The following is an 18,916-nucleotide window of genomic DNA, read 5'->3' on the forward strand; positions in this document are numbered from 1 at the left end:
CCCGTGCCTACGACTCCCGCGCCCACGGCTCCCGCGCATGCGGGTCCGGTCCGCCGCCGGGCCGGAAGCACGCGGTGATCGCCTTTCCGCCGTGGCACGCGTGGACGTCCAGGGAATCGGCCAGCGCCGTGACGATCCCCAGCCCGCGGCCCGACGTGGCATCCGGGTCGGCAGCGGGCTTCCGGTGCCGCGGCAGCCGCGGATCGGCGTCCGCGACGCTCACGTGCAGGCAGCTCCCGTCCCAGGTCAGCACCAGGTGCGCGGTGCCGACCGCGTGCAGGTGCGCGTTGGTGACGAGTTCGGAGACGCAGACCAGCACGGAGTACCCGGTGTCGGCCGCCGAATCGCTCCACGGCAGCGACGCCAGGTGGCCCGCCGTCCACTCCCGCGCCGCCCGGACGCCCTGCGAGACGGGAAACGAGCGGGCCCAGCCCACAGCCTTGACCGCCATCACCTTCACCCCGTTTCCTCCGTTGTGTGCGCATGTCACCGGTTCGTCTACCCGGAACCTTCCGGAGTACCCCGGACCCTGCCAAACCGCCGCGCCCCAGGCTTCGTTCGGGCCGAGTGAGGAGGCCTGCGGCCCGTCTGCCCTTACCGCAGGCGGGACGCAGGGTCCCCGGTGTGATCGACCGTGCCTTATGGTCCCTTCGGCGGCGCTAGCCTTCACCGGACCGGTGGTGCGGCGAAGACGGATCCCCGCGGAGTCGGGGCGCATCGGTGCGCCCGGAAACCGGGGTCCTTCTTGTCCCGTTCGTCGGAGTGTCGGTTTCGAGTGTGAGGTTGGGGCGGATGGCCGAGCGGGCGGGTACGGGTTCGGCGGGCGGGGTGCCCCCGCTCCCCGGTGAGGGCGGGATCGGGGAGGCGGAGCTGCGCAGGCTGCTGGCCGGGCTGACCGCCGTACGCGACGGGGACTTCCGTACGAGGCTGCCCGATGCGGCGGACGGGCTGCTCGGGGAGATCGCCACCGTCTTCAACGGGATGGTCAACCAGCTGTCCCTGTTCACCTCCGAGGTGACGAGGGTGGCCCGCGAGGTGGGCACCGAGGGCACGCTCGGCGGTCAGGCCGACGTGCCCGGGGTCGGCGGCGCCTGGCTGGACCTCACGGATTCGGTCAACTTCATGGCCGGAAACCTGACGGCCCAGGTGCGCTCCATCGCCCAGGTCGCGACCGCCGTGGCCAAGGGCGACCTCTCGCAGAAGATCACCGTCACCGCGCGGGGGGAGATCCTGGAGCTGAAGGAGACCATCAACACGATGGTCGACCAGCTCTCCGGATTCGCCGGCGAGGTCACCCGCGTGGCCCGGGAGGTCGGCACCGAGGGCCGGCTCGGCGGCCAGGCGGACGTCAAGGGCGTCTCCGGTACGTGGAAGGACCTGACGGAGTCGGTCAACGTCATGGCCGACAACCTGACCGCCCAGGTGCGCTCCATCGCCGAGGTCACCACCGCCGTGGCCCAGGGCGATCTGACGCAGAAGATCCGGGTGGACGCCCGCGGGGAGATCCTGGAGCTGAAGGAGACCATCAACACGATGGTCGACCAGCTCTCCGCCTTCGCCGACGAGGTCACCCGCGTGGCCCGCGAGGTCGGCACCGAGGGCAACCTGGGCGGCCAGGCCACGGTCCGGGGCGTCTCCGGCACCTGGAAGGACCTCACCGACAACGTCAACGTCATGGCCTACAACCTGACCGGCCAGGTGCGCTCCATCGCCCAGGTGGCCACCGCCGTCGCCCGCGGCGACCTCTCGCAGAAGATCATGGTGGAGGCGAAGGGCGAGGTCGCCGCGCTGGCCGGGGTCATCAACACGATGGTCGACACGCTGTCCGCCTTCGCCGACGAGGTCACCCGGGTGGCCCGCGAGGTGGGCACGGAGGGCCGGCTCGGCGGCCAGGCACAGGTGCCCAACGTGGCGGGCACCTGGAAGGACCTCACCGACAACGTCAACTCCATGGCCAACAACCTCACCGGCCAGGTCCGCAACATCGCCCTCGTCACGACGGCCGTCGCCAACGGCGACCTGTCGAAGAAGATCGACGTGGACGCCCGCGGAGAGATCCTGGAGCTGAAGACCACCATCAACACGATGGTCGACCAGCTGTCCGCCTTCGCCGCCGAGGTCACCCGCGTCGCCCGCGAGGTGGGCAGCGAGGGCCGGCTCGGCGGCCAGGCCGAGGTCGAGGGCGTCTCCGGCACCTGGAAGCGCCTGACGGAGAACGTCAACGAGCTGGCCGGGAACCTGACCCGCCAGGTCCGGGCCATCGCCGAGGTCGCCAGCGCGGTCGCCGAGGGCGACCTGACCCGCTCGATCACGGTCGACGCCTCGGGCGAGGTCGCCGAACTCAAGGACAACATCAACTCCATGGTCGGCTCGCTCCGCGAGAGCACCCGGGCCAACCAGGAGCAGGACTGGCTCAAATCGAACCTGGCCCGCATCTCCGGCCTGATGCAGGGCCACCGGGACCTGGCCGCCGTCGCCGAACTCGTCATGGACGAGCTGACGCCGCTGGTGGCCGCCCAGTACGGAGCCTTCTACCTCGCCGAGGACCGCCCCGACGGCACCGTGCTCACCCTCGTCGGCTCCTACGGGCGTTCCGCCGCCGCGGAGGAGGGCGCCGCCTTCGCCCTCGGAGAGTCCCTGGTCGGACAGGCGGCCCGCAGCCGCCGGATCATCGCCACCGACCAGGTCCCCGGCGGCTACGTGATCTCCTCCGGGCTGGGCCACACCACCCCGGGCAGCCTGATCATCCTGCCGATCGTCGTGGACGACCAGATCCTCGGCGTGATCGAGCTCGCCTCCTTCACCGCCTTCAACCCCGTGCACCGCGACTTCCTGGCCCAGCTGATGGAGGCGATCGGCGCCAACGTCAACACGATCGTCGCCAACGCCCGCACCGACGAACTCCTCGGCGAGTCCCAGCGGCTGACCGGCGAGCTCCAGGCCCGCTCGGAGGAACTCCAGGTCCAGCAGGAGGAACTCCAGCGCTCCAACGCGGAGCTGGAGGAGAAGGCCGCCCTCCTCGCAAGCCAGAACAGCGACATCGAGGCCAAGAACCTGGAGATCGAGCAGGCCCGGCAGGAGCTGGAGACCCGCGCCCAGCAGCTGTCGCTGGCCTCCACCTACAAGTCCGAGTTCCTGGCCAACATGAGCCACGAGCTGCGCACCCCGCTCAACAGCCTCCTGATCCTCGCCCAGTTGCTCGCCCAGAACCCCGCGCGCAACCTCACCCCCAAGCAGGTCGAGTACGCCGGCATCATCCACTCGGCCGGCTCAGACCTCCTCCAGCTGATCAACGACATCCTCGACCTGTCGAAGGTCGAGGCCGGGAAGATGGACATCAACCCCGAGCGGGTGCACCTGCCCCAGCTCCTGGAGTACGTCGACGCCACCTTCCGGCCGATGACCACGCAAAAGAGCCTCGACTTCACCGTCACCACGGCCCCCGGCGCCCCCGACGACCTGCTCACCGACGATTCGCGGCTGCGCCAGATCCTGCGCAACCTCCTGTCGAACGCCGTGAAGTTCACCGAACGCGGCGGCGTCGAGCTCCGCATCGAACCGGCCGCGGCCCCCGAGATCCCCGCCGGACTCTCCCGGCGCGGTCCGATCCTGGCCTTCCGGGTGCGCGACACGGGCATCGGCATCCCCGAACAGCAGCTGGAGTCGGTCTTCGGAGCCTTCCAGCAGGCCGACGGCACCACCAGCCGCAAGTACGGCGGCACCGGCCTCGGGCTCTCCATCAGCCGCGAGATCGCCCAGCTCCTCGGCGGGGCCGTCACCGCGGAAAGCACCCCCGGCCAGGGCAGCACCTTCACCCTCTACCTGCCGGTCAGCCGCGCCGACTACGAGGACGCCTCCTCCACCGAGACCCCCCTGGCGCTCCCGCCCGGGGCCTCGCACCGTGCGCTGGCGGGGCAGGGCGGCCGTACCGGCAAGCCCGCGCTCCCGGAGCAGCGGCGGCCCCGACGCCTGCTGGTGATCGAGGAGCGGACGAACGGCCTGCTCTCCCTCGTCGCCGAGAGCGCCGACCGGGACTTCGCCCCCGACCACCGGACGGCGGGGGAGCGGGGCGGCATCCACGTGGTCCACGCGACGAGCTCCCGCGAGGCCGCCGCCGCCCTGGCGGCGCACTCCTTCCACTGCGTGGTCCTGGAACTGGACCTCCCCGACGGCGAAGCCCTCCGCTTCCTCGACGCCCTCGACGGAGACCCGGCCCTCGCCTCGCTCCCCGTCCTCGCCCACAACAACCCGCGGGTGCGGACCGGCCAGGAGGAATCCCTGCGCCGGCGGTCCGCTTCACGCCGCGTGGAACTGCTCTCCAGCCTGGACGAGCTGCGCGAACGCATCGCGCTCCACCTGTCCGCCGAACAGCCCGGGGACGTCCTGCCCCTGGTGCAGGGCGATGCGCGGACCCGGCACGCCGAGCACGTACTCGAAGGCGACCTGTCCGGCCGCACCGTCCTCGTCGTCGACGACGACGCGCGCAACCTCTTCGCCCTCAGCGGGGTCCTGGAACTGCACGGCATGCGCGTCCTGCACGCCGAGGACGGCCGCAAGGGCATCGACACCCTCGTCCGCAACCCGGGCGTCGACATCGTCCTGATGGACGTGATGATGCCCGAACTGGACGGCTACGCCGCCACCGCCGAGATCCGGCGCATGCCGCAGTACGTGAGCCTGCCCATCATCGCGGTCACCGCCAAGGCGATGCCCGGGGACCGGGAGAAGAGCCTCGCCGCCGGAGCCAGCGACTACGTCACCAAGCCGGTGGACGCCGACGACCTCATCGCCCGCATCCGGCGAAGGCTCAGCCGATGACCGCGGACACCCACCGGCACGACGATGCCCGCCGGCCGGAAGCCCCTGACGGCGATCGGCCCACGGGCCTCGTCCCGCAGCAGGCTCCGACGCCCCTGGGGCGCCTCGTCGCCACCGTGGAACGGCTGCGGCGCGAGGTGCTGGAAGCACAAGCGGCCGCCGACGGGCGGGCCTTGGTCGAACTGGCCAAGGGCATCCTGATCGGGCAGCTGAGCTGCACCCCGGCCGCGGCGGCCCGCCAGCTCGACGTGCTGTGCCGCGAGAGCGGGATGTCCCCCCTCGAACTCGCCGCCGACATCGTCAACCAGGCCTCCCGCGACCACGTCAGCGAGATCGCCGCCGAGTTCGTCGAACGCACGGCGACGGGTGCGGGTACGGGGGCCGGCGACGGCGGCGCCGACCCCGCCGGGCAGTCCTCCACGGTGTCCGTACGGCTGCGCACCGCCGAGAGCGGGGTGCTCGCCGTCGCCGCCGACACCCAGGCGGTCGCCGAGTCCCTCCTGGCGAACGCCCTCGGCCCCCTGGGAGCGGTAGCGGTGGCCGTGTGGACGGCGGTCCCCGACGGTTCGCTGACCCTCGCGGGCCACGCCGGCTTCCCGCCCAGGGACGCCGCCCGCTGGCGCCACGTCCCCCCGGGCGTCTCCACCGTCGCCCGCCTCGCGCTGGCGGAACGCCGGCTGGTCACCCTCCCCGACCTCGACCGGGCAGGGCTCCCCTCCGTCGGCCGCGCCGCGTGGCCCGATGGCGGGCGCATCGCGGTGCCCACGGGGACGGGCGGACGGATCCAAGGCGTCCTGGAGATCTGCTGGCCACGCCCCCTGGAGCCGCAGTCACCCCAGATCGAGCGGCAGGTCGAGGCCCTCGCCGAACTGTGCGCCCGCACCATGGACGTCTCGCCCCCGCGCGACCCCGCGGCCGCCGACGCGGTCCTCCCGGACGTCGCCGAGCTCATCGACCTCGCCGAGGGACTCCAGGACCCGGCCGTGGTCCTCACCCCGGTCCTCGACTCCGAGGGCCGCCTCGCCGACTTCCGGATCCGGCACACCGGCAGCCGCTTCGTCGACCCGGTCGGACGACCGCGCGGAGACGTCAACGGCGCCCTGCTGCTGGAGGCCTACCCCCTCGCCGCCGGCGAGAACGGACTCTTCGACATCATCGAGCGCGTGCACGCCACCGGCGAGCCCTTCCGCGCCGAACGCATGAGCCTGACCGCGCTCGTCGACCAGATCCCGCTCACCTCGGTCGCGAACATCAGCGTCAGCCGCCACGGCTCCGCCGTCCTGCTGATCTGGCGGATCCAGGACGAGACGGCCCGGCTGGCCAACCTCCTCCAGCACGCCCAGCGCCTGGGCCGGATCGGAGGCTTCGAGGAGAACCTCGTCACCGGCGAGACCACCTGGAACGCACAGCTCTACGATCTCCACGGACTCCCGCCCACCGCGCCCCCGGTCCGGCTTCGCGAACTCCCCGGCTACGCACACCCCGACGACTCCGCGGCCCTGGCCCGCTTCCTGCGCGCGGTGCTCCGCCAGCGCCACCCCGCCTCCGTCAACCTGCGCCTGCGCAGACCCGACGGAATCACCCGCCACATCCGGGTCGTCGCCGAGCCCGTCCTCGACGCGGACCAGCGGCTGCACGCCGTGCGCGGCGCCTACCAGGACATCTCCGCCCAGCACTGGACCGAGGTGGCGCTGGCCGCGACCCGCGACCAACTCGCCCACACCGAAGCCGAGTCCGCCGAGCGGAGCCGCCTGGCCCTCCAGCTCCAGCACGCCATCATGCCCCCCACCCCACCGGCCATCGAGGCCCCGGGCCTGCGGGTCGCCGTCCGCTACCGGCCGGCGGAGATCGAGGCGCTCGTCGGCGGAGACTGGTACGACACCGTGGTCCTGCCCTCCGGGCTCATCATGCTGTCGGTGGGCGACGTCGCCGGGCACGGCATCGAGGCGGCCACCGGCATGGTCGTCCTGCGCAACGCCCTGCGCGGCCTGGCCGTCACCGGGGCGGGCCCGGCCCAACTGCTGTCCTGGCTCAACACGGTCACCCATCACCTGGCCAAGCACGTGACGGCCACCGCCGTCTGCGGCCTCTTCGACCCGAGCACGAGGGTGATGCGCTGGGCCCGCGCCGGCCACCTGCCCCCCGTACTCGTCCGCGGAGGGGAGGCGGAGGCCTTCCCGCTCATCGAGGGCCTGCTCCTCGGAGCCCTGCCCGAGGTCACCTACGTCGAGCGGGAAGTGCAGCTCGAACCGGACGACACGCTGCTGATGTACACGGACGGGCTGGTGGAGCGCCGGGACTCCTCGGTGCAGGAGTCGCTCGGCCACCTGATGCACGTGGCGGCCGGCGCCGCCGGGGACCTGGACGGCCAACTGGACCGCCTCCTCGCCGAGAGCCGTTCCGACACGGACGACGACACGTGCGTGATCGGCATCCGGGTCGGCTGAGGGCCCTGGCCGGGCCCCGGCGGGCCCCGGCCGGGTCCGCCCCCGGGCGACTACCGGGCGGCGATCCGAACGGAGTCGACGATCACGTCCTGCCTGGGCGCCCCGTCGCCCCCGCCGTCCTTGGTCCCCCTCCTCGCGATCCCGTCCAGCACGTGCGCGTTGTGGGTGATCCTGCCGAAGGGGGTGTAGGCCGGGGGCAGCCGGGTGTCCTCGTAGACGAGGAAGAACTGGCTGCCGTTGGTTCCCGGCCCCGCGTTCGCCATGGCGACCGTACCGGCCGGATAGACGGCGCCCGTCAGGTTCTCGTCCGCGAAGCGGTAGCCGGGTCCGCCGGCGCCGGTACCGGTGGGGTCCCCGCACTGCAGGACGAAGATGCCGGCGGTGGTGAGGCGGTGGCACGTGGTCCCGTCGAAGTACTTCCGGCCGGCCAGGTACGCGAAGGAGTTCGTGGTGCACGGGGCCTTCGCCGTATCGGCTTCGAAGACCACGTCGCCGTGGTTCGTGCGGAGCGTGGCCGCGTACGGCCGCAGACGACCGACATCCGAGGACGGAGTCCCCACGTTCCGGGCCGCCTTCCCGTCCGGCGTGTACGTACAGGTGGAGGCGGCCGCGGCCGGCCCCGTGGGCCCGGTCACCAGCCCGGCGGCGAGTGCGGCGCCGGCGGCCACGCGGAGAACGTTCGAGAGCATGGGGTTCCAATCCAAGAGGAGGGACCGGATCTTGATACCGGTGTCCCGCGCCGCCCGGGGGCGAAACGCCGTGCGGGTCCTCCGATCAGCGGACCCGAGCGGCTCGCACACCCGACCGAGCACTCAGCCGAGCAGTCCATCGATCAACCGGGGAGCACATGTGAACCAGCGGCCCGAGCCCTTGCCCTTGGCCTTGCCCTTCGAGATCCTCCCCGGCGCCGGCACGTCGCCGGTGATCCTGCACGTGCCGCACTCCTCGCGCGTCATACCGGAGTCCGTCCGCCCCGGAATCCAGCTGTCCGACCGGGCGCTCGCACGGGAGCTCGACCACATCACCGACTCCCACACCGCCGAGATCGCCGCGGCGGCCGCGGCCGGCTGCGCCGTCACGCCGTGGCGGTTCGTCAACGGACTGTCCCGGCTGGTCGTCGACCCCGAGCGGTTCCCCGACGAGCGCGAGGAGATGCTCGCCGTGGGCATGGGGGCGGTGTACACGCACTCCACCCACCGGGAGCGCCTGCGCCCCGAAGGCTTCGACGTCCGGCCGTTGCTCGACCGCTACTTCCACCCGTACGCCGACGCGATGACCCGGGCCGTGGAGGACCGGCTGGAGGCCACCGGCCGGGCCGTGATCATCGACGTGCACTCGTACCCGACGCAGCCCCTCCCGTACGAACTGCACGGGGACGGCCACCGGCCGCCGATCTGCCTGGGCACGGACCGCTTCCACACCCCGGCCGCCCTTCTGGCCGCCGCCGAGAAGGCGTTCGCGGGCTTCGGCGGCACCGGACTCGACAGCCCCTTCGCCGGTACGTACGTGCCACTGAAGTACTACGGCAAGGACGACCGGGTCGGCGCGCTGATGGTCGAGATCCGCCGCGACACGTACATGGCGGAGCCCGGCGGCCCCGCCGGCGCCGGCCTCGCCGCGCTGGCGGCGGCTCTGACGGAACTCGTGGACGACCTGCTCCCGTGACCCGGTGCCGATGCGCGACTCCCACGTGGCGCCGGGGGGCGCCGGGCGGTGGATCGCGGGGCACCGAGGCCTGCCGTTCCGCCTCGACCTGACCGTGCTCCGGGCATCGGCCGGCTGCCGGCCGGTCGCGGGCGCCGCGATGACCCCGACCCCGTCACCGGACGCATCCGGCTACCGGGCGGCGTACGCTCTGGGCATCGCCTGACGTCCACACCGCCCGTTCAGCTCACTGAGCGGCGTCCGAAGGCTCGTAGGAGAGGCTCGCCATCGGGGAATGCGTGGTCCAGCCCAGCGAGGAGTAGAGCGCCTGCCCCTCGGAGGTGCCCACCAAGAGCCCGGTCTTCGCGCCGGACTCGTACGCGATGTTCTGCAGGGTGCGCATCACCAGGACGCCGAGGCCCTTGCGCCGGTGCTCGGCGGCGGTCGCGACCTGGTCGACCACGGCGTGCGCGCCGGCCCGGGCGATCTGGCCACGGGCGGCGAAGTGCCCGTCGAGGGTGCGGACCAGCACCCGGCTGACTCCGTCCCGGGTCCAATGGGTGAGCGTGTATCCGGCCGGCACTTCAGGGTGCTCCGGCGCGAGGTGGCAGGTCATCAGGAAGCCGGGACCGTCGAGCCTCCAGCCGGGCCCGACCCAGGGCAGGACCGTCTGGTCCTCGGCGAACAGCTTCAGCCAGGTGCCCGGCGCGCTCGTCGTGGCCACGATCTTGCGCACATCGGCCTCGGAGGGCTCGGGGAGCACGTGCCGGGCGACGTGGTGGGGCTGCCCGACGTCGATCGTCCACCCCCACGGCTCACCGATCGGGTCCGAGCTGCCGCGGGAGACGACCCAGCCGTCGATCCACATCTGCACGAGCTCGCTGATCCTGGTGTCCGGCATCGCCGCCCGCCCCCTGACTGGTAATGACTGATATGGCCAAGGAGACCTTACGTGCCGGGAGTTGGATTTGGCCATAGGGGCCGGCCGTCCGGTCAAGGGTGAAGTCGAACGTAAAGTATTCGCCCGATGACGATGAGTGACGAATCAGGTGTGCGGAGACTCCTGGCGGGCAGATAACCCCCATGCTCTCGGACATGATCGAACGGCTGCGGCTCCTGCCGCGCCCGCGCCGAACCCCCGTCTTCACCGCCGACTTCGCCTCTCCCACCCAGTGGATCGCCGGCCACTCGTGGGCCTATCCCGACGGCGGCCCGGTCAACCCGGGCGACAACAAACTGGACCACCTCACCGAAGACCCCGCCTACAGCCGGGCCGGGGTCTTCCGGGCGACACCGCGCCCCGACGGCGACTGGGACTGCGGGCTGCTCACCACCGAGGGCAGCGACGAGGGCTTCGAGCTGCGCACCGGAGACGTGCTGGAGGCCCGGGTGAAACTGCCGGTGCAGATCGGCGCCTGGCCCGCCATCTGGACCTGGCGCGACGGGGGCCAGGAGATCGACGTCTTCGAGTACCACCCCGACAACCCGGACCTCCTCGAACTCTCCAACCACGTCCGGGCGGCGCATCGCTACCACCGTGACCCGGCGGTCCGGCCCGGAGCGTGGATCGACCTGAAGGTCGAGTTCGGGAGGGGTTCGGTCGTCTGGTGGGTCAACGGCGACCGCGTCTTCAGCGACGGCAGGGGAGTGGGCCGCCGCTGGTCCGCGTACCTCATCGTCAACCTCTCGGTCTGCGCGGGCAGGTACCACCCGGCTCCGGAGCCCGGGGTCACGGAGCTGTCCTACGAGGTCGCGCAGTTGAGGGTCTACCGGACACACCGGGGGCTGCTCTAGGGCTGCTCCAGAGCGGCAACGCAGCTGAAGCGGCCGGATTCGAGGGGAATCCGGTGGCCGGGACGCGCCCTGGACGCTGAATCCGGGGTGCGTTACCTTCCGGCGCCATGAGACTTCTGGGAGTTGGCATGTGCGCGGCGGCTCTGCTGCTGGGGGTGGTGGCCGCCCCGGCGCAGGCCGCAGACGAGTCACGGGACCTCCGGGGTGCGCACTGGGCGTTGAAGGAGACCGGCAAGGACGCCCGCTTCCGCGGACTGGCGGCGGTCAGCCGGTCCACTGCCTGGGTGGCCGGCTCGAAGGGGACCGTACTGCGCACCTCCGACGGCGGCCGCAGCTGGCGCGACGTCTCACCGCCCGGCGCCGTCACGGAGGGTCTGGAGCTGCGGGACATCGAGGCCTTCGACGGCCGGCGCGCCGTGGCCCTGTCCATCGGCGAGGGCGAGGCCTCCAGGGTGCTGCGCACCGAGGACGGCGGCGCCACCTGGACGGAGACCTTCCGCAACCCCGACCCGCGGGCCTTCTACGACTGCCTCACCTTCTTCGACTCCCGCCACGGCCTCGCGATGAGCGACCCGGTGGACGGCAAGTTCCGCATCCTGTCCACGGACGACGGCGGCCGGAGCTGGCGGGTGCTGCCGAACGCCGGGATGCCGGACGCGCTGCCGGGTGAGGCGGGCTTCGCGGCGAGCGGTCAGTGCCTGGTCTCCGCCGGACGGCGCGACGTCTGGCTGGCCACCGGCGGAGGCCCCGTCGCGCGGGTGCTCCATTCCGCGGACCGCGGCCTGACCTGGCAGGTCGCCGACTCCACCCTCCCCGCGGGCGATTCGGCGCGCGGGGTCTTCGCGCTCGCCTTCAAGGACCGTACGAGGGGCCTGGCGGTCGGCGGCGACTACCGCACCGGGCAGGCCTCCCCGCAGGCCGGGGCGGTGTCCTCGGACGCGGGCCGCACCTGGAGCCCGGCGTCGACCCCGCCGCCGGCCTACCGGTCGGGCGCGGCCTGGTTCCCGTACGGCGCCCGCACGGCCCTGGCCGTGGGCCCGACGGGAACGGACGTGACCCGGGACGGCGGCCGGACCTGGCGAACGCTCGACCCGGGGTCGTTCGACACGGTCACCTGCACGCCGGACGGCGGCTGCTGGGCTGCGGGGGAGAAGGGCCGGGTCGGGCGCCTGGAAGGGGTGCGCGGACGCTGACCGGCGTCACCTGCCGCCGTGCGCCGCCCGCAGCCGGGCCAGGTAGAGAGCCGGGTCGGGGCCTTGTGCCCCGTCCTGGGCTCCGTGCCGGACGAGGGTCAGGTCCCCGCCCGAGTCGATGCGCAGCATGGTGGTGGCCGCGTGCGGGGTACCGGCGTGGCGCAGCGCGTCGGCGTCGACGACCGGGATGCCGGGCCCGAACATCGCCGTCGCACGGGCCGCCGAGTCCGCGGGCGGCTGCCCGGTCCGGTTGGCGCTGCTGACGTAGAGGTGCGGAAAGTCCGTCAGCAGCGGGGCCAGCGGCCGCCAGTGCGCGCCGAACAGCAGGAGGTGGCCGTCGCGGAGCGCGGGTTCGGTCCAGGGCGACGGCCGCGCCGGCGCGCGCACGGGCACCAGCAGCGTGACCAGTTCCTCGCGCAGCAGGGCGAACGTGGTGCGGAGCGCGGCCGGTGCCAGGGCGAGTTCCGTGCCGAGGTCGCTCCAGACGGCGTCGTCGTGGACCCACAGGGCGACTTCCTGGCCTGAGGGGCGGCCCTTCGCGTCATTGACGGCCGCGGGGGTGGTGGCGGCGACGACGTAGGTGAGCGGGCTGGGGTTGGGCAGGATGGCGGCCCCTCCGGCCCGCAGGGCGTCGGCGGCGGCGCCGGTGTACGGAAGGCGGGTGTCCAGCATGGGGTGAGTCCGTTCAGGGTGCGGGTTCGGGTGCGGGTGCGGGTGCGGGTGTCGACGTTGGTGTGGGCGAGGGCGAGGGCGTGGCGGCGGTGAGGCCTTCGAGGTATGCGGCGAAGTCCGCGTCGGGGACCTGGGCCTGGTTCAGGCGGTAGGCGCGGTCCTTGACCCAGGTCAGGGCCTCGCCGGTCCGGTCCGGATCCAGGTGGTGGCCCAGGCGTTCGGCGACCGCGCGCAGCACGCGCCGGCTGGCGAGGTGGGTCAGTACCACGGTCGGCGCGAGTCCCAGGTGGCGCTCGGGGTCGTAGGGCTGGAAGGTACGGGGGTGCGTGAAAGGGGTGCCGGTGGAGATCGTGGCGACCCCGGTGCCCACGATCGGAGCGGTGACGGTGAGCGGCACCCCGGTCTCCGCGGACACCATCCGGGCGATGCCCGGCAGCCGCGTGAGGTCCGGCTCCGTCCACCACGGCTCGCAGTCGGGCCCCAGGACGTACGCGGCCTTGGCCCGGTCGTGCGCGAGCAGGAAGAGCAGCTGCTCGGTGGCGACCATTCCGCTGCGCTCGGCCATGCCCAGCCAGGAACAGGCCGCGACCCGCGCCCCGCTCTCCAGGGCGGCCAGGGTGTTGGCGAGGCCGAGACCGAGGTCGTTGTGGAGATGGGAGACCAGGACCGTGTCCCGGCCGGCGCCGGCGGCGACCCGCCGGAAGAGGTCCCGGGTCTGCCCGGGCAGCAGGTCGCCGACCGTATCGGCCAGCACGATCGTGGCCGCCCCTTGAGCCGTCATCCGGCCGGCGTACTCGGCCACCAGGGCGTGGTCCGCGCGCGGCGCGTCCACCAGGCACACGTCCACCGCCGTGCCGCCGGCGCGGTCCACGGCCTCCTTGACCACGTCGAGTCCCCGGTCCAGGGCCGCACGGGCGTCCGTGTGCACCAGGGCGCGGGCGGTGGCCTCGGAGGCGGCCACGATCACCATGATCCGCCCGTGCGCCGCACCGCGAACCGCGCTCAGCGCCAGCCGTACGTCCTCCACCGTGCCCCGGCAGATCGCGGACGGACTCACCGACTCCTGTGCCTCCAGGGCGACTTGCCGGGTCGCCTCGAACTCCTGCCCGCAGACGGAGGGGAACCCCGCGGCGAAGACCACGTGCCGGGGGCCGTCGGTCCCGAACACCGCCCCCTGCTCGCGGGCGAGCCGCACCCGGAAGTCGGCGCTCATCAGGGTCTTCGCCTGCGCGCCGTCCCGTGCCGACTCCTCGAACAACACGACCCGTCCGGCCCCGGCCGACTCCCGCACCACGTCCACACCCACGTCCAACAACGTCCAAGCTCCCTGTTCAGCGCGGTACTTGCGCGCCCGCGCGCGCCGCGGAGATCCACTGAGAGCGATCGTAGGGGGCTCGGCATCCATGGATCCGCCCATCCTCGGACGTTCGATTCTGTGATCGAAATCGAGGTGCGCGTCGCCTCCGAAGGCTGACAAGCTGCGCCGGTGAACCGTGAACAGATCTCCAGGATCGCGCATGCCGACCACCCGATTAAGTCCCCGCTCGACGACGACTCGGTACGCCGGCTTCTGGAACGGGGCCTCCCGCGCGGGGACGAGCGGGTGCTCGATCTCGGCTGCGGCGGCGGGGAATGGCTGCTGCGGGCTTTGGCCACCCGCCCGGACCTGCACGCCGAGGGCGTCGACATCTCCGAGGACGCTCTGGCCCAGGCCCGACAGGCGGCGGGCCGCCTCGGTCTCGAAAAGCGCCTGGTCCTCCACCGGCAAGAAGCCGCCGACTTCGCCGCCCCGCAGCCGTTCGACCTGGTGCTCAGCGTCGGGGCCACGCACGCCTTCGGCGGTCTGCTGCCCACCCTCGCCGCCGCGCGCGAGCATCTGGCTCCGAGCGGTCGGGTCCTGATCGGCGAGGGATTCTGGGACCGCTCCCCGTCCCCGGAGGCCGTCGAGATGTTCGGGGACCTGGCCGACCTGGCGACCACCGTGGACCAGGTCGTCGCCGATGGCTGGACCCCCGTCCACGGGCACGTCAGCACCCGCCGCGAACTGGACGATTACGAGTGGGCCTGCTGGGGGTCGCTGGCCTCCTGGGCAGTGGACCACCCCGCAGATCCGGACAGCGCGCACGTGCTGGCGACGGCCACGGACCGCCGCACCGAATGGCTGCGCACCTACCGGGATTCCTGGGGCTTCGTTTCCCTGGTCCTGTGCCGGACGCCGAGCTGAACCAACCCGCTCGGCGGCGTCACGCGTAGCCGACCGTGACCTCCTGGAAGCCCAGGGAGTGGAGCAGGCCCTCCAGCATCGTCGTGGTGTTCTTCTCGGTGCGCTCGACGAGGCCGCTGTCGCGCGCCGCTTCCGTGATGTGCTGAACGGCCAGGCGCTGTACGGCCTGTTCACCGGCCGGATTGTTGGTGAACAGGTCGCCCAGCCGGTCCAGCAGTCCCCGCTGCTTGGACACGGCGTACGAGCGGTCCAGGTCCAGCGCCGCCGTCCCGAGGACGGCGTGGGGCAGGCGGAGCGAGACCTTGGTGCGCTCCTCGTTCACGGTGACGGCCTGCTCGCCGAGCCCGCCCAGGTCCACGTACCCGCTCACGGAACCCGCTCCGACGTAGAGGGTCCGGGTTCCACGGATGGAATCCGGCAGGAAGGCCGCGTCCTTCTCCAGGTCCACGACGACCTGGAAGTTGCCGGCGGCTCCCTCGTAACGGTGCATGTCCTGAATGGACTTGAGCAGGACCGGTCCCGAGCGGTCCACGGTGTCCTCGCGGAACAGATCGCCGAAGCCGGGCAGCAGACTGAACCGCCCGGCCAGCACCAGGACCACCGCCAGCACTGCCAGCCCGGCAACGGCCCGTCCCCACCACGGCATCCGCCGCGACTCTCTTCGCGGTGCGGGTTCGCGCTCCGCGTCGTGCGATGAGTTGTCCATGCCCTGCGGATGCCCGCCCGACGCGGCCCCCATTCTCCGAACGATCGGCCGGACACGGGGCCGGATCCGCCGCCAGGGCTACCAGTTGCCGCCCGGCGCGGCCTCGGCGTGGGCGGAGCGGCCCGGGGTGAAGGACATGCGGTTCCAGGTGTGGCGGCGGCCGCGGATGGCCACCGAGTAGGCGTACATGACCTCGGGGTCGCACATGCCGGGAATGTAGGAGTCGCCGAAGTGGTGCGCGTCGAAGCCGGCTTCCTTGGCGTTGAGGGCGAGTTGCGGCACCACGTTCGCGTGGGAGCCCTCCTGGCTGGTGCCGATGGCGCCCATGACGATCGCACCCGCGTCCTGGACCGCGGCGACGGCCGTCGCGGCCAGTTCGCGGGTCACGCCCGGCAGGGTTCCCGGCAGCGGGGCGACCACGCCGTCCGCGCCGGCGTCGACCAGGGCGGTCAGCCGCGCGGGAGTGACGCGCTCGGGGCAGCCCGCGTGGTGCATCTTGCCCGACCACAGGGCCGCGTCGTCACCGAGCCCCTTGCGCAGTTCCTCGGTGACCCGCGCCATGCCGTCGTAGGTGCCGCCCGTTCCCGGATTGGCGGTGATGCACAGCAGTGCGGCACCCATGTCGACGAGGCGCCGGGCGTGCTCGGAGGTGGCGCGGCGGATCTCCGGGACGTCGCCGGGCTCCAGGTTCACGCCCACGGGGCGCCCGATCAGGCGGGCGAGGTCGGTGAAGGACGTGAAGGTGCCGAGGCCGGGCATGACGAGCCGCTCCCCGTCCCAGGCGCGCTCGATGAGGTTGAGGATGACGATGTCGGCGCCGAAGGCGGCCACCAGCTCGGCGTTGTGCACCCCCCGCCCGTCCGGGTGCGGGGAGAGCGCGGCGCGCTCGGCGAAGACCTCGGCCACCATGGTGCGGCCCTCGGCGGCGGCCACCGCCCGGGTCAGATCGCGGCCGCGCAGGGCGGCGAGCGCGTCGCGGTCGAGGTCGAGGATTCGCTGAGTGGTCATGGCTACGACCCTAGCCACCGGGCACCCGCGCCCCGGGCCGCCATTGGTCCGCCCGAGGGGGGCCGTACGCCCTGTCGTCACAGGGCCGTCGTCGCCCGCAGGTCGGCCCCGCGGTGTCTGGGGCGGGAGGTCAACCCGGGCAGGTAGGGGAGGCCGGACGTATGCGGCCGGTGCGGAGCGCTGAGGGGATGGATCAGGAGCGAGGCGATGGAAAGGCACCGACCGCGAGCCCCTCCAAGAGGTCAACCCTCCCCAACCGCGATGATTTGACCCGCTCCGTGGGGTGAAGGAAGGTCGGGGCATGGATCAGATCTTCGAGAAGTTCCGGACCCTGCCCGTCGAGGAGCAGCTCTCCCCGGCCCTCACCCGCCGCAGGTACGCGGACTTCCCCGTCCTCGTCGTGGACCACCCGCGAGCCGGACAGGCGTGTCTGAGCATCCAGGGCGGACAGCTCGTCACCTGGCGCCCCGCCACCGCCCGCGCCGACGACCCCGGCGTGCTGTGGTCCGCCGATCCGGACCTGTGGCGGCGCGGAACCGCCGTGCGCGGAGGCGTCCCGCTGTGCTGGCCGTGGTTCGGCCCGGCCGGCCCCGCCGGCTCGCCCTCGCACGGGTTCGCGCGGACCACCGACTGGGAGCTGACGGCGTGGGAGGAGGACGCGGACCGGGTCGTCGTGGAATGCACGCTGCGTCCCTCGCCGGCGACCCGCGCGCTGTGGCCCGAGGAGTTCGTCCTGGTGGCGCGGTACACCCTGACCGACACCTGCCTGATCGAGATCGAGGACCGGGGCGACCACACCGCCACGGCCGCCCTCCACACCTACGTACGGATCGGCGACCTCGGACGGGCACACCTCGCGGGCCTCGGCCCCGAACACACCGACGGGCTCACCCGGCGCCGCTACGAGGACGAAGACGGCACGCTGACCCCGGTGGACCACGTCGAGCGGTTCCAGACGGTGCCGGCGCCCGTCACCACGGTGCGGGACGAGGTGCTGGGCAGGATCGTCGCCCTCGCCCACCACGACCACAGCGACGTGGTGGTCTGGAATCCGGGCGCCGAACTCGCGCGGGGCATGGCCGACATCGCGCCGCAGGAGCACCGGCACTTCGTGTGTGCGGAAACCGCGCGGGTGGGACGGCCGCTCGTGGCGGAAGAGGGGCGGCCGGGTCGACTGTCGGTCGAACTTCGGATGACGGAGCAATGAGAGAGAGGACGGCGAGAGCGGGCCGAGGGGGAGCGGTATAGGGGGAGAGCGGTATGGAGGGAGCGCGGCCAGAAAGGGGCGAGCGGGGACGGCCGAGGTGGGTCACCGCTCGGTCAGGGCCGTGGCCACGAGTGCGGCCGCCCGGGCGATGAGCGGATTGTCGGCCGGCGCATCGGGGTGGGGCTTGGTCGTCAGGACGGCGATGACGAGGGCCGGCCGCCCGGGGGGCCAGGCGATGCCCACGTCGTTGTTGGTGCCGTACTCGCCCCCGCCGGTCTTGTCCGCCACCGTCCAGCCCTCCGGCAGACCGGCCCGCAGCCGCTCACTGCCCGTGGTGTTGCCCAGCAGCCACCCGGTGAGCCGCCGCCGGTCCGCCGGCTCGAGTACGGAGCCGAGGACGAGGCGCTCGTAGGTCCGCCCGATGGCGTACGGGGTGGTGGTGTCGGTGACCCGCCAGGGTTCGGCGCTGTTCAGCTCCGGCTCCCACCGGTCCAGGCGGGTCGTCGCGTCCCCGGTCGAGCGGGCGAAGCGGGTGACCGCGGTCGGGCCGCCCAGCTCGCGCAGGAGCAGGTTGGCGGCGGCGTTGTCGCTGAAGCGGATCGTGGCGTCGCTCAGCTCCGCGATGGTCATTCCATGGGCGAGGTTCTCCGGCCGGCCGGTGATCGGCGCGTACCCGGAGGCGGTGGCCTCCTTCGCGGTGTAGCGGACGCGCTTGGCCAGGAACTCCCCGTCCCGGTCGAGGTCGCGCAGTACGGCGGCCACGGCCAGGGTCTTGAAGACCGAGCAGATGGGGAAACGCTCCTGCGCCCGGTACCGCAGGGTGCGCCCGGTGGCGGTGTCGTGGGCGTAGACGCCCAGGCGGGCGGCGTGCTCCCGCTCCAGGTCCGCCAGCGCGTGCGCGATCCCGGCGCTGCCGCCGGGGGACGGGGTGGCGGCCAGGGCACTCCCGCCCGCCACCGGCATCGAGGCTGCCACTGCCACTCCGGCGCCCCACGCAAGCAGGGCGCGTCGGGACGGGGCCTTCCCAGTGGTGTTCACGGTCGTCCTCTTCCTCTCCGGACCAAGATCTCAACCATTCACCACGCATGTCCCTCCGCGACGGTTCCAAACGGCGGGTTTCCGGAAAGCGGCGCTCGACGCCCCCCAGGCCTTCGATCCGGGGGCCGAATCGGTCCGGTCACCTTCCCCCGAAGGGGGTACGGG

At 72.7% G+C, this 18,916-nt stretch carries 16 protein-coding genes; 8 read left to right on the plus strand and 8 right to left on the minus strand.

Annotated elements, in window-relative coordinates:
• Window positions 1-7 precede the first annotated feature (7 nt).
• Window positions 8-451 carry an ATP-binding protein gene (locus OG276_RS37005; RefSeq protein ID WP_266912397.1) on the minus strand — a complete coding sequence of 148 codons (444 nt, stop codon included), beginning with the start codon at window positions 449-451 and terminating at the stop codon, window positions 8-10.
• A gap of 341 nt (window positions 452-792) precedes the next feature.
• Here OG276_RS37005 and OG276_RS37010 point away from each other — a divergent pair, with 341 nt between their 5' ends.
• Both OG276_RS37010 and OG276_RS37015 read left to right on the plus strand, forming a co-directional pair.
• The gene (locus OG276_RS37010) at window positions 793-4,818 is read left to right on the plus strand and encodes a HAMP domain-containing protein (RefSeq protein ID WP_266912399.1); all 4,026 of its coding nucleotides are present in this window, start codon (window positions 793-795) and stop codon (window positions 4,816-4,818) included.
• Window positions 4,815-7,265 carry a SpoIIE family protein phosphatase gene (locus OG276_RS37015; RefSeq protein WP_266912401.1) on the plus strand — a complete coding sequence of 817 codons (2,451 nt, stop codon included), beginning with the start codon at window positions 4,815-4,817 and terminating at the stop codon, window positions 7,263-7,265. The genes OG276_RS37010 and OG276_RS37015 overlap by 4 nt, the downstream gene beginning before the upstream one ends.
• A 50-nt stretch (window positions 7,266-7,315) precedes the next feature.
• On the opposite strand, the gene OG276_RS37020 is transcribed toward OG276_RS37015, so the two are convergent.
• Window positions 7,316-7,954, minus strand: a complete 639-nt coding sequence (locus OG276_RS37020) for a peptidylprolyl isomerase (RefSeq protein WP_266912403.1) — start codon at window positions 7,952-7,954, stop codon at window positions 7,316-7,318.
• Window positions 7,955-8,114: 160 nt separating this feature from the next.
• Between OG276_RS37020 and OG276_RS37025 the strand changes: the two genes are divergently transcribed.
• Both OG276_RS37025 and OG276_RS37030 read left to right on the plus strand, forming a co-directional pair.
• On the plus strand, window positions 8,115-8,930 hold the full coding sequence (locus OG276_RS37025; RefSeq protein WP_266912405.1) for an N-formylglutamate amidohydrolase: 816 nt from the start codon (window positions 8,115-8,117) through the stop codon (window positions 8,928-8,930).
• A 10-nt stretch (window positions 8,931-8,940) separates the two neighbouring features.
• On the plus strand, window positions 8,941-9,135 hold the full coding sequence (locus OG276_RS37030) for a hypothetical protein (RefSeq protein ID WP_266912407.1): 195 nt from the start codon (window positions 8,941-8,943) through the stop codon (window positions 9,133-9,135).
• Between the two features lie 21 nt (window positions 9,136-9,156).
• Here OG276_RS37030 and OG276_RS37035 read toward each other — a convergent pair whose 3' ends face one another.
• On the minus strand, window positions 9,157-9,810 hold the full coding sequence (locus OG276_RS37035; protein ID WP_266912409.1) for a GNAT family N-acetyltransferase: 654 nt from the start codon (window positions 9,808-9,810) through the stop codon (window positions 9,157-9,159).
• A 194-nt stretch (window positions 9,811-10,004) separates the two neighbouring features.
• Here OG276_RS37035 and OG276_RS37040 point away from each other — a divergent pair, with 194 nt between their 5' ends.
• Together OG276_RS37040 and OG276_RS37045 are read left to right on the plus strand one after the other, a co-directional pair.
• A complete protein-coding gene (locus OG276_RS37040) occupies window positions 10,005-10,703 on the plus strand; it encodes a beta-glucanase (RefSeq protein ID WP_266912411.1) in 699 nt (232 codons plus the stop codon).
• Between the two features lie 128 nt (window positions 10,704-10,831).
• Window positions 10,832-11,896, plus strand: a complete 1,065-nt coding sequence (locus OG276_RS37045; protein WP_266912413.1) for an oxidoreductase — start codon at window positions 10,832-10,834, stop codon at window positions 11,894-11,896.
• Between the two features lie 6 nt (window positions 11,897-11,902).
• Here OG276_RS37045 and OG276_RS37050 read toward each other — a convergent pair whose 3' ends face one another.
• Window positions 11,903-12,568, minus strand: coding sequence for a hypothetical protein (locus OG276_RS37050; protein WP_266912415.1), 666 nt, complete (start codon window positions 12,566-12,568; stop codon window positions 11,903-11,905).
• A gap of 13 nt (window positions 12,569-12,581) precedes the next feature.
• Window positions 12,582-13,874 carry a 2-isopropylmalate synthase gene (locus OG276_RS37055; protein WP_266913440.1) on the minus strand — a complete coding sequence of 431 codons (1,293 nt, stop codon included), beginning with the start codon at window positions 13,872-13,874 and terminating at the stop codon, window positions 12,582-12,584.
• 180 nt (window positions 13,875-14,054) lie between these two features.
• Here OG276_RS37055 and OG276_RS37060 point away from each other — a divergent pair, with 180 nt between their 5' ends.
• On the plus strand, window positions 14,055-14,792 hold the full coding sequence (locus OG276_RS37060; RefSeq protein WP_266912417.1) for a cyclopropane-fatty-acyl-phospholipid synthase family protein: 738 nt from the start codon (window positions 14,055-14,057) through the stop codon (window positions 14,790-14,792).
• Window positions 14,793-14,811: 19 nt separating this feature from the next.
• Here the strand turns inward: OG276_RS37060 and OG276_RS37065 are convergent, their stop codons facing one another.
• Window positions 14,812-15,438: a DUF4230 domain-containing protein gene (locus tag OG276_RS37065; protein ID WP_266913442.1), complete on the minus strand. Its 627-nt coding sequence runs from the start codon at window positions 15,436-15,438 to the stop codon at window positions 14,812-14,814.
• A 138-nt stretch (window positions 15,439-15,576) separates the two neighbouring features.
• Window positions 15,577-16,506, minus strand: coding sequence for a hypothetical protein (locus tag OG276_RS37070; RefSeq protein WP_266912419.1), 930 nt, complete (start codon window positions 16,504-16,506; stop codon window positions 15,577-15,579).
• Window positions 16,507-16,807: 301 nt separating this feature from the next.
• Here OG276_RS37070 and OG276_RS37075 point away from each other — a divergent pair, with 301 nt between their 5' ends.
• Window positions 16,808-17,713 (plus strand): D-hexose-6-phosphate mutarotase, encoded by a 906-nt coding sequence (locus OG276_RS37075; protein WP_266912421.1) that lies wholly within the window; start codon window positions 16,808-16,810, stop codon window positions 17,711-17,713.
• Window positions 17,714-17,815: 102 nt separating this feature from the next.
• On the opposite strand, the gene bla is transcribed toward OG276_RS37075, so the two are convergent.
• Window positions 17,816-18,676 carry a class A beta-lactamase gene (bla, locus tag OG276_RS37080; RefSeq protein ID WP_266913444.1) on the minus strand — a complete coding sequence of 287 codons (861 nt, stop codon included), beginning with the start codon at window positions 18,674-18,676 and terminating at the stop codon, window positions 17,816-17,818.
• Between the last annotated feature and the right edge of the window lie 240 nt (window positions 18,677-18,916).

Source organism: Streptomyces sp. NBC_00086 (genome assembly GCF_026343255.1).
GTDB lineage: Bacteria > Actinomycetota > Actinomycetes > Streptomycetales > Streptomycetaceae > Streptomyces.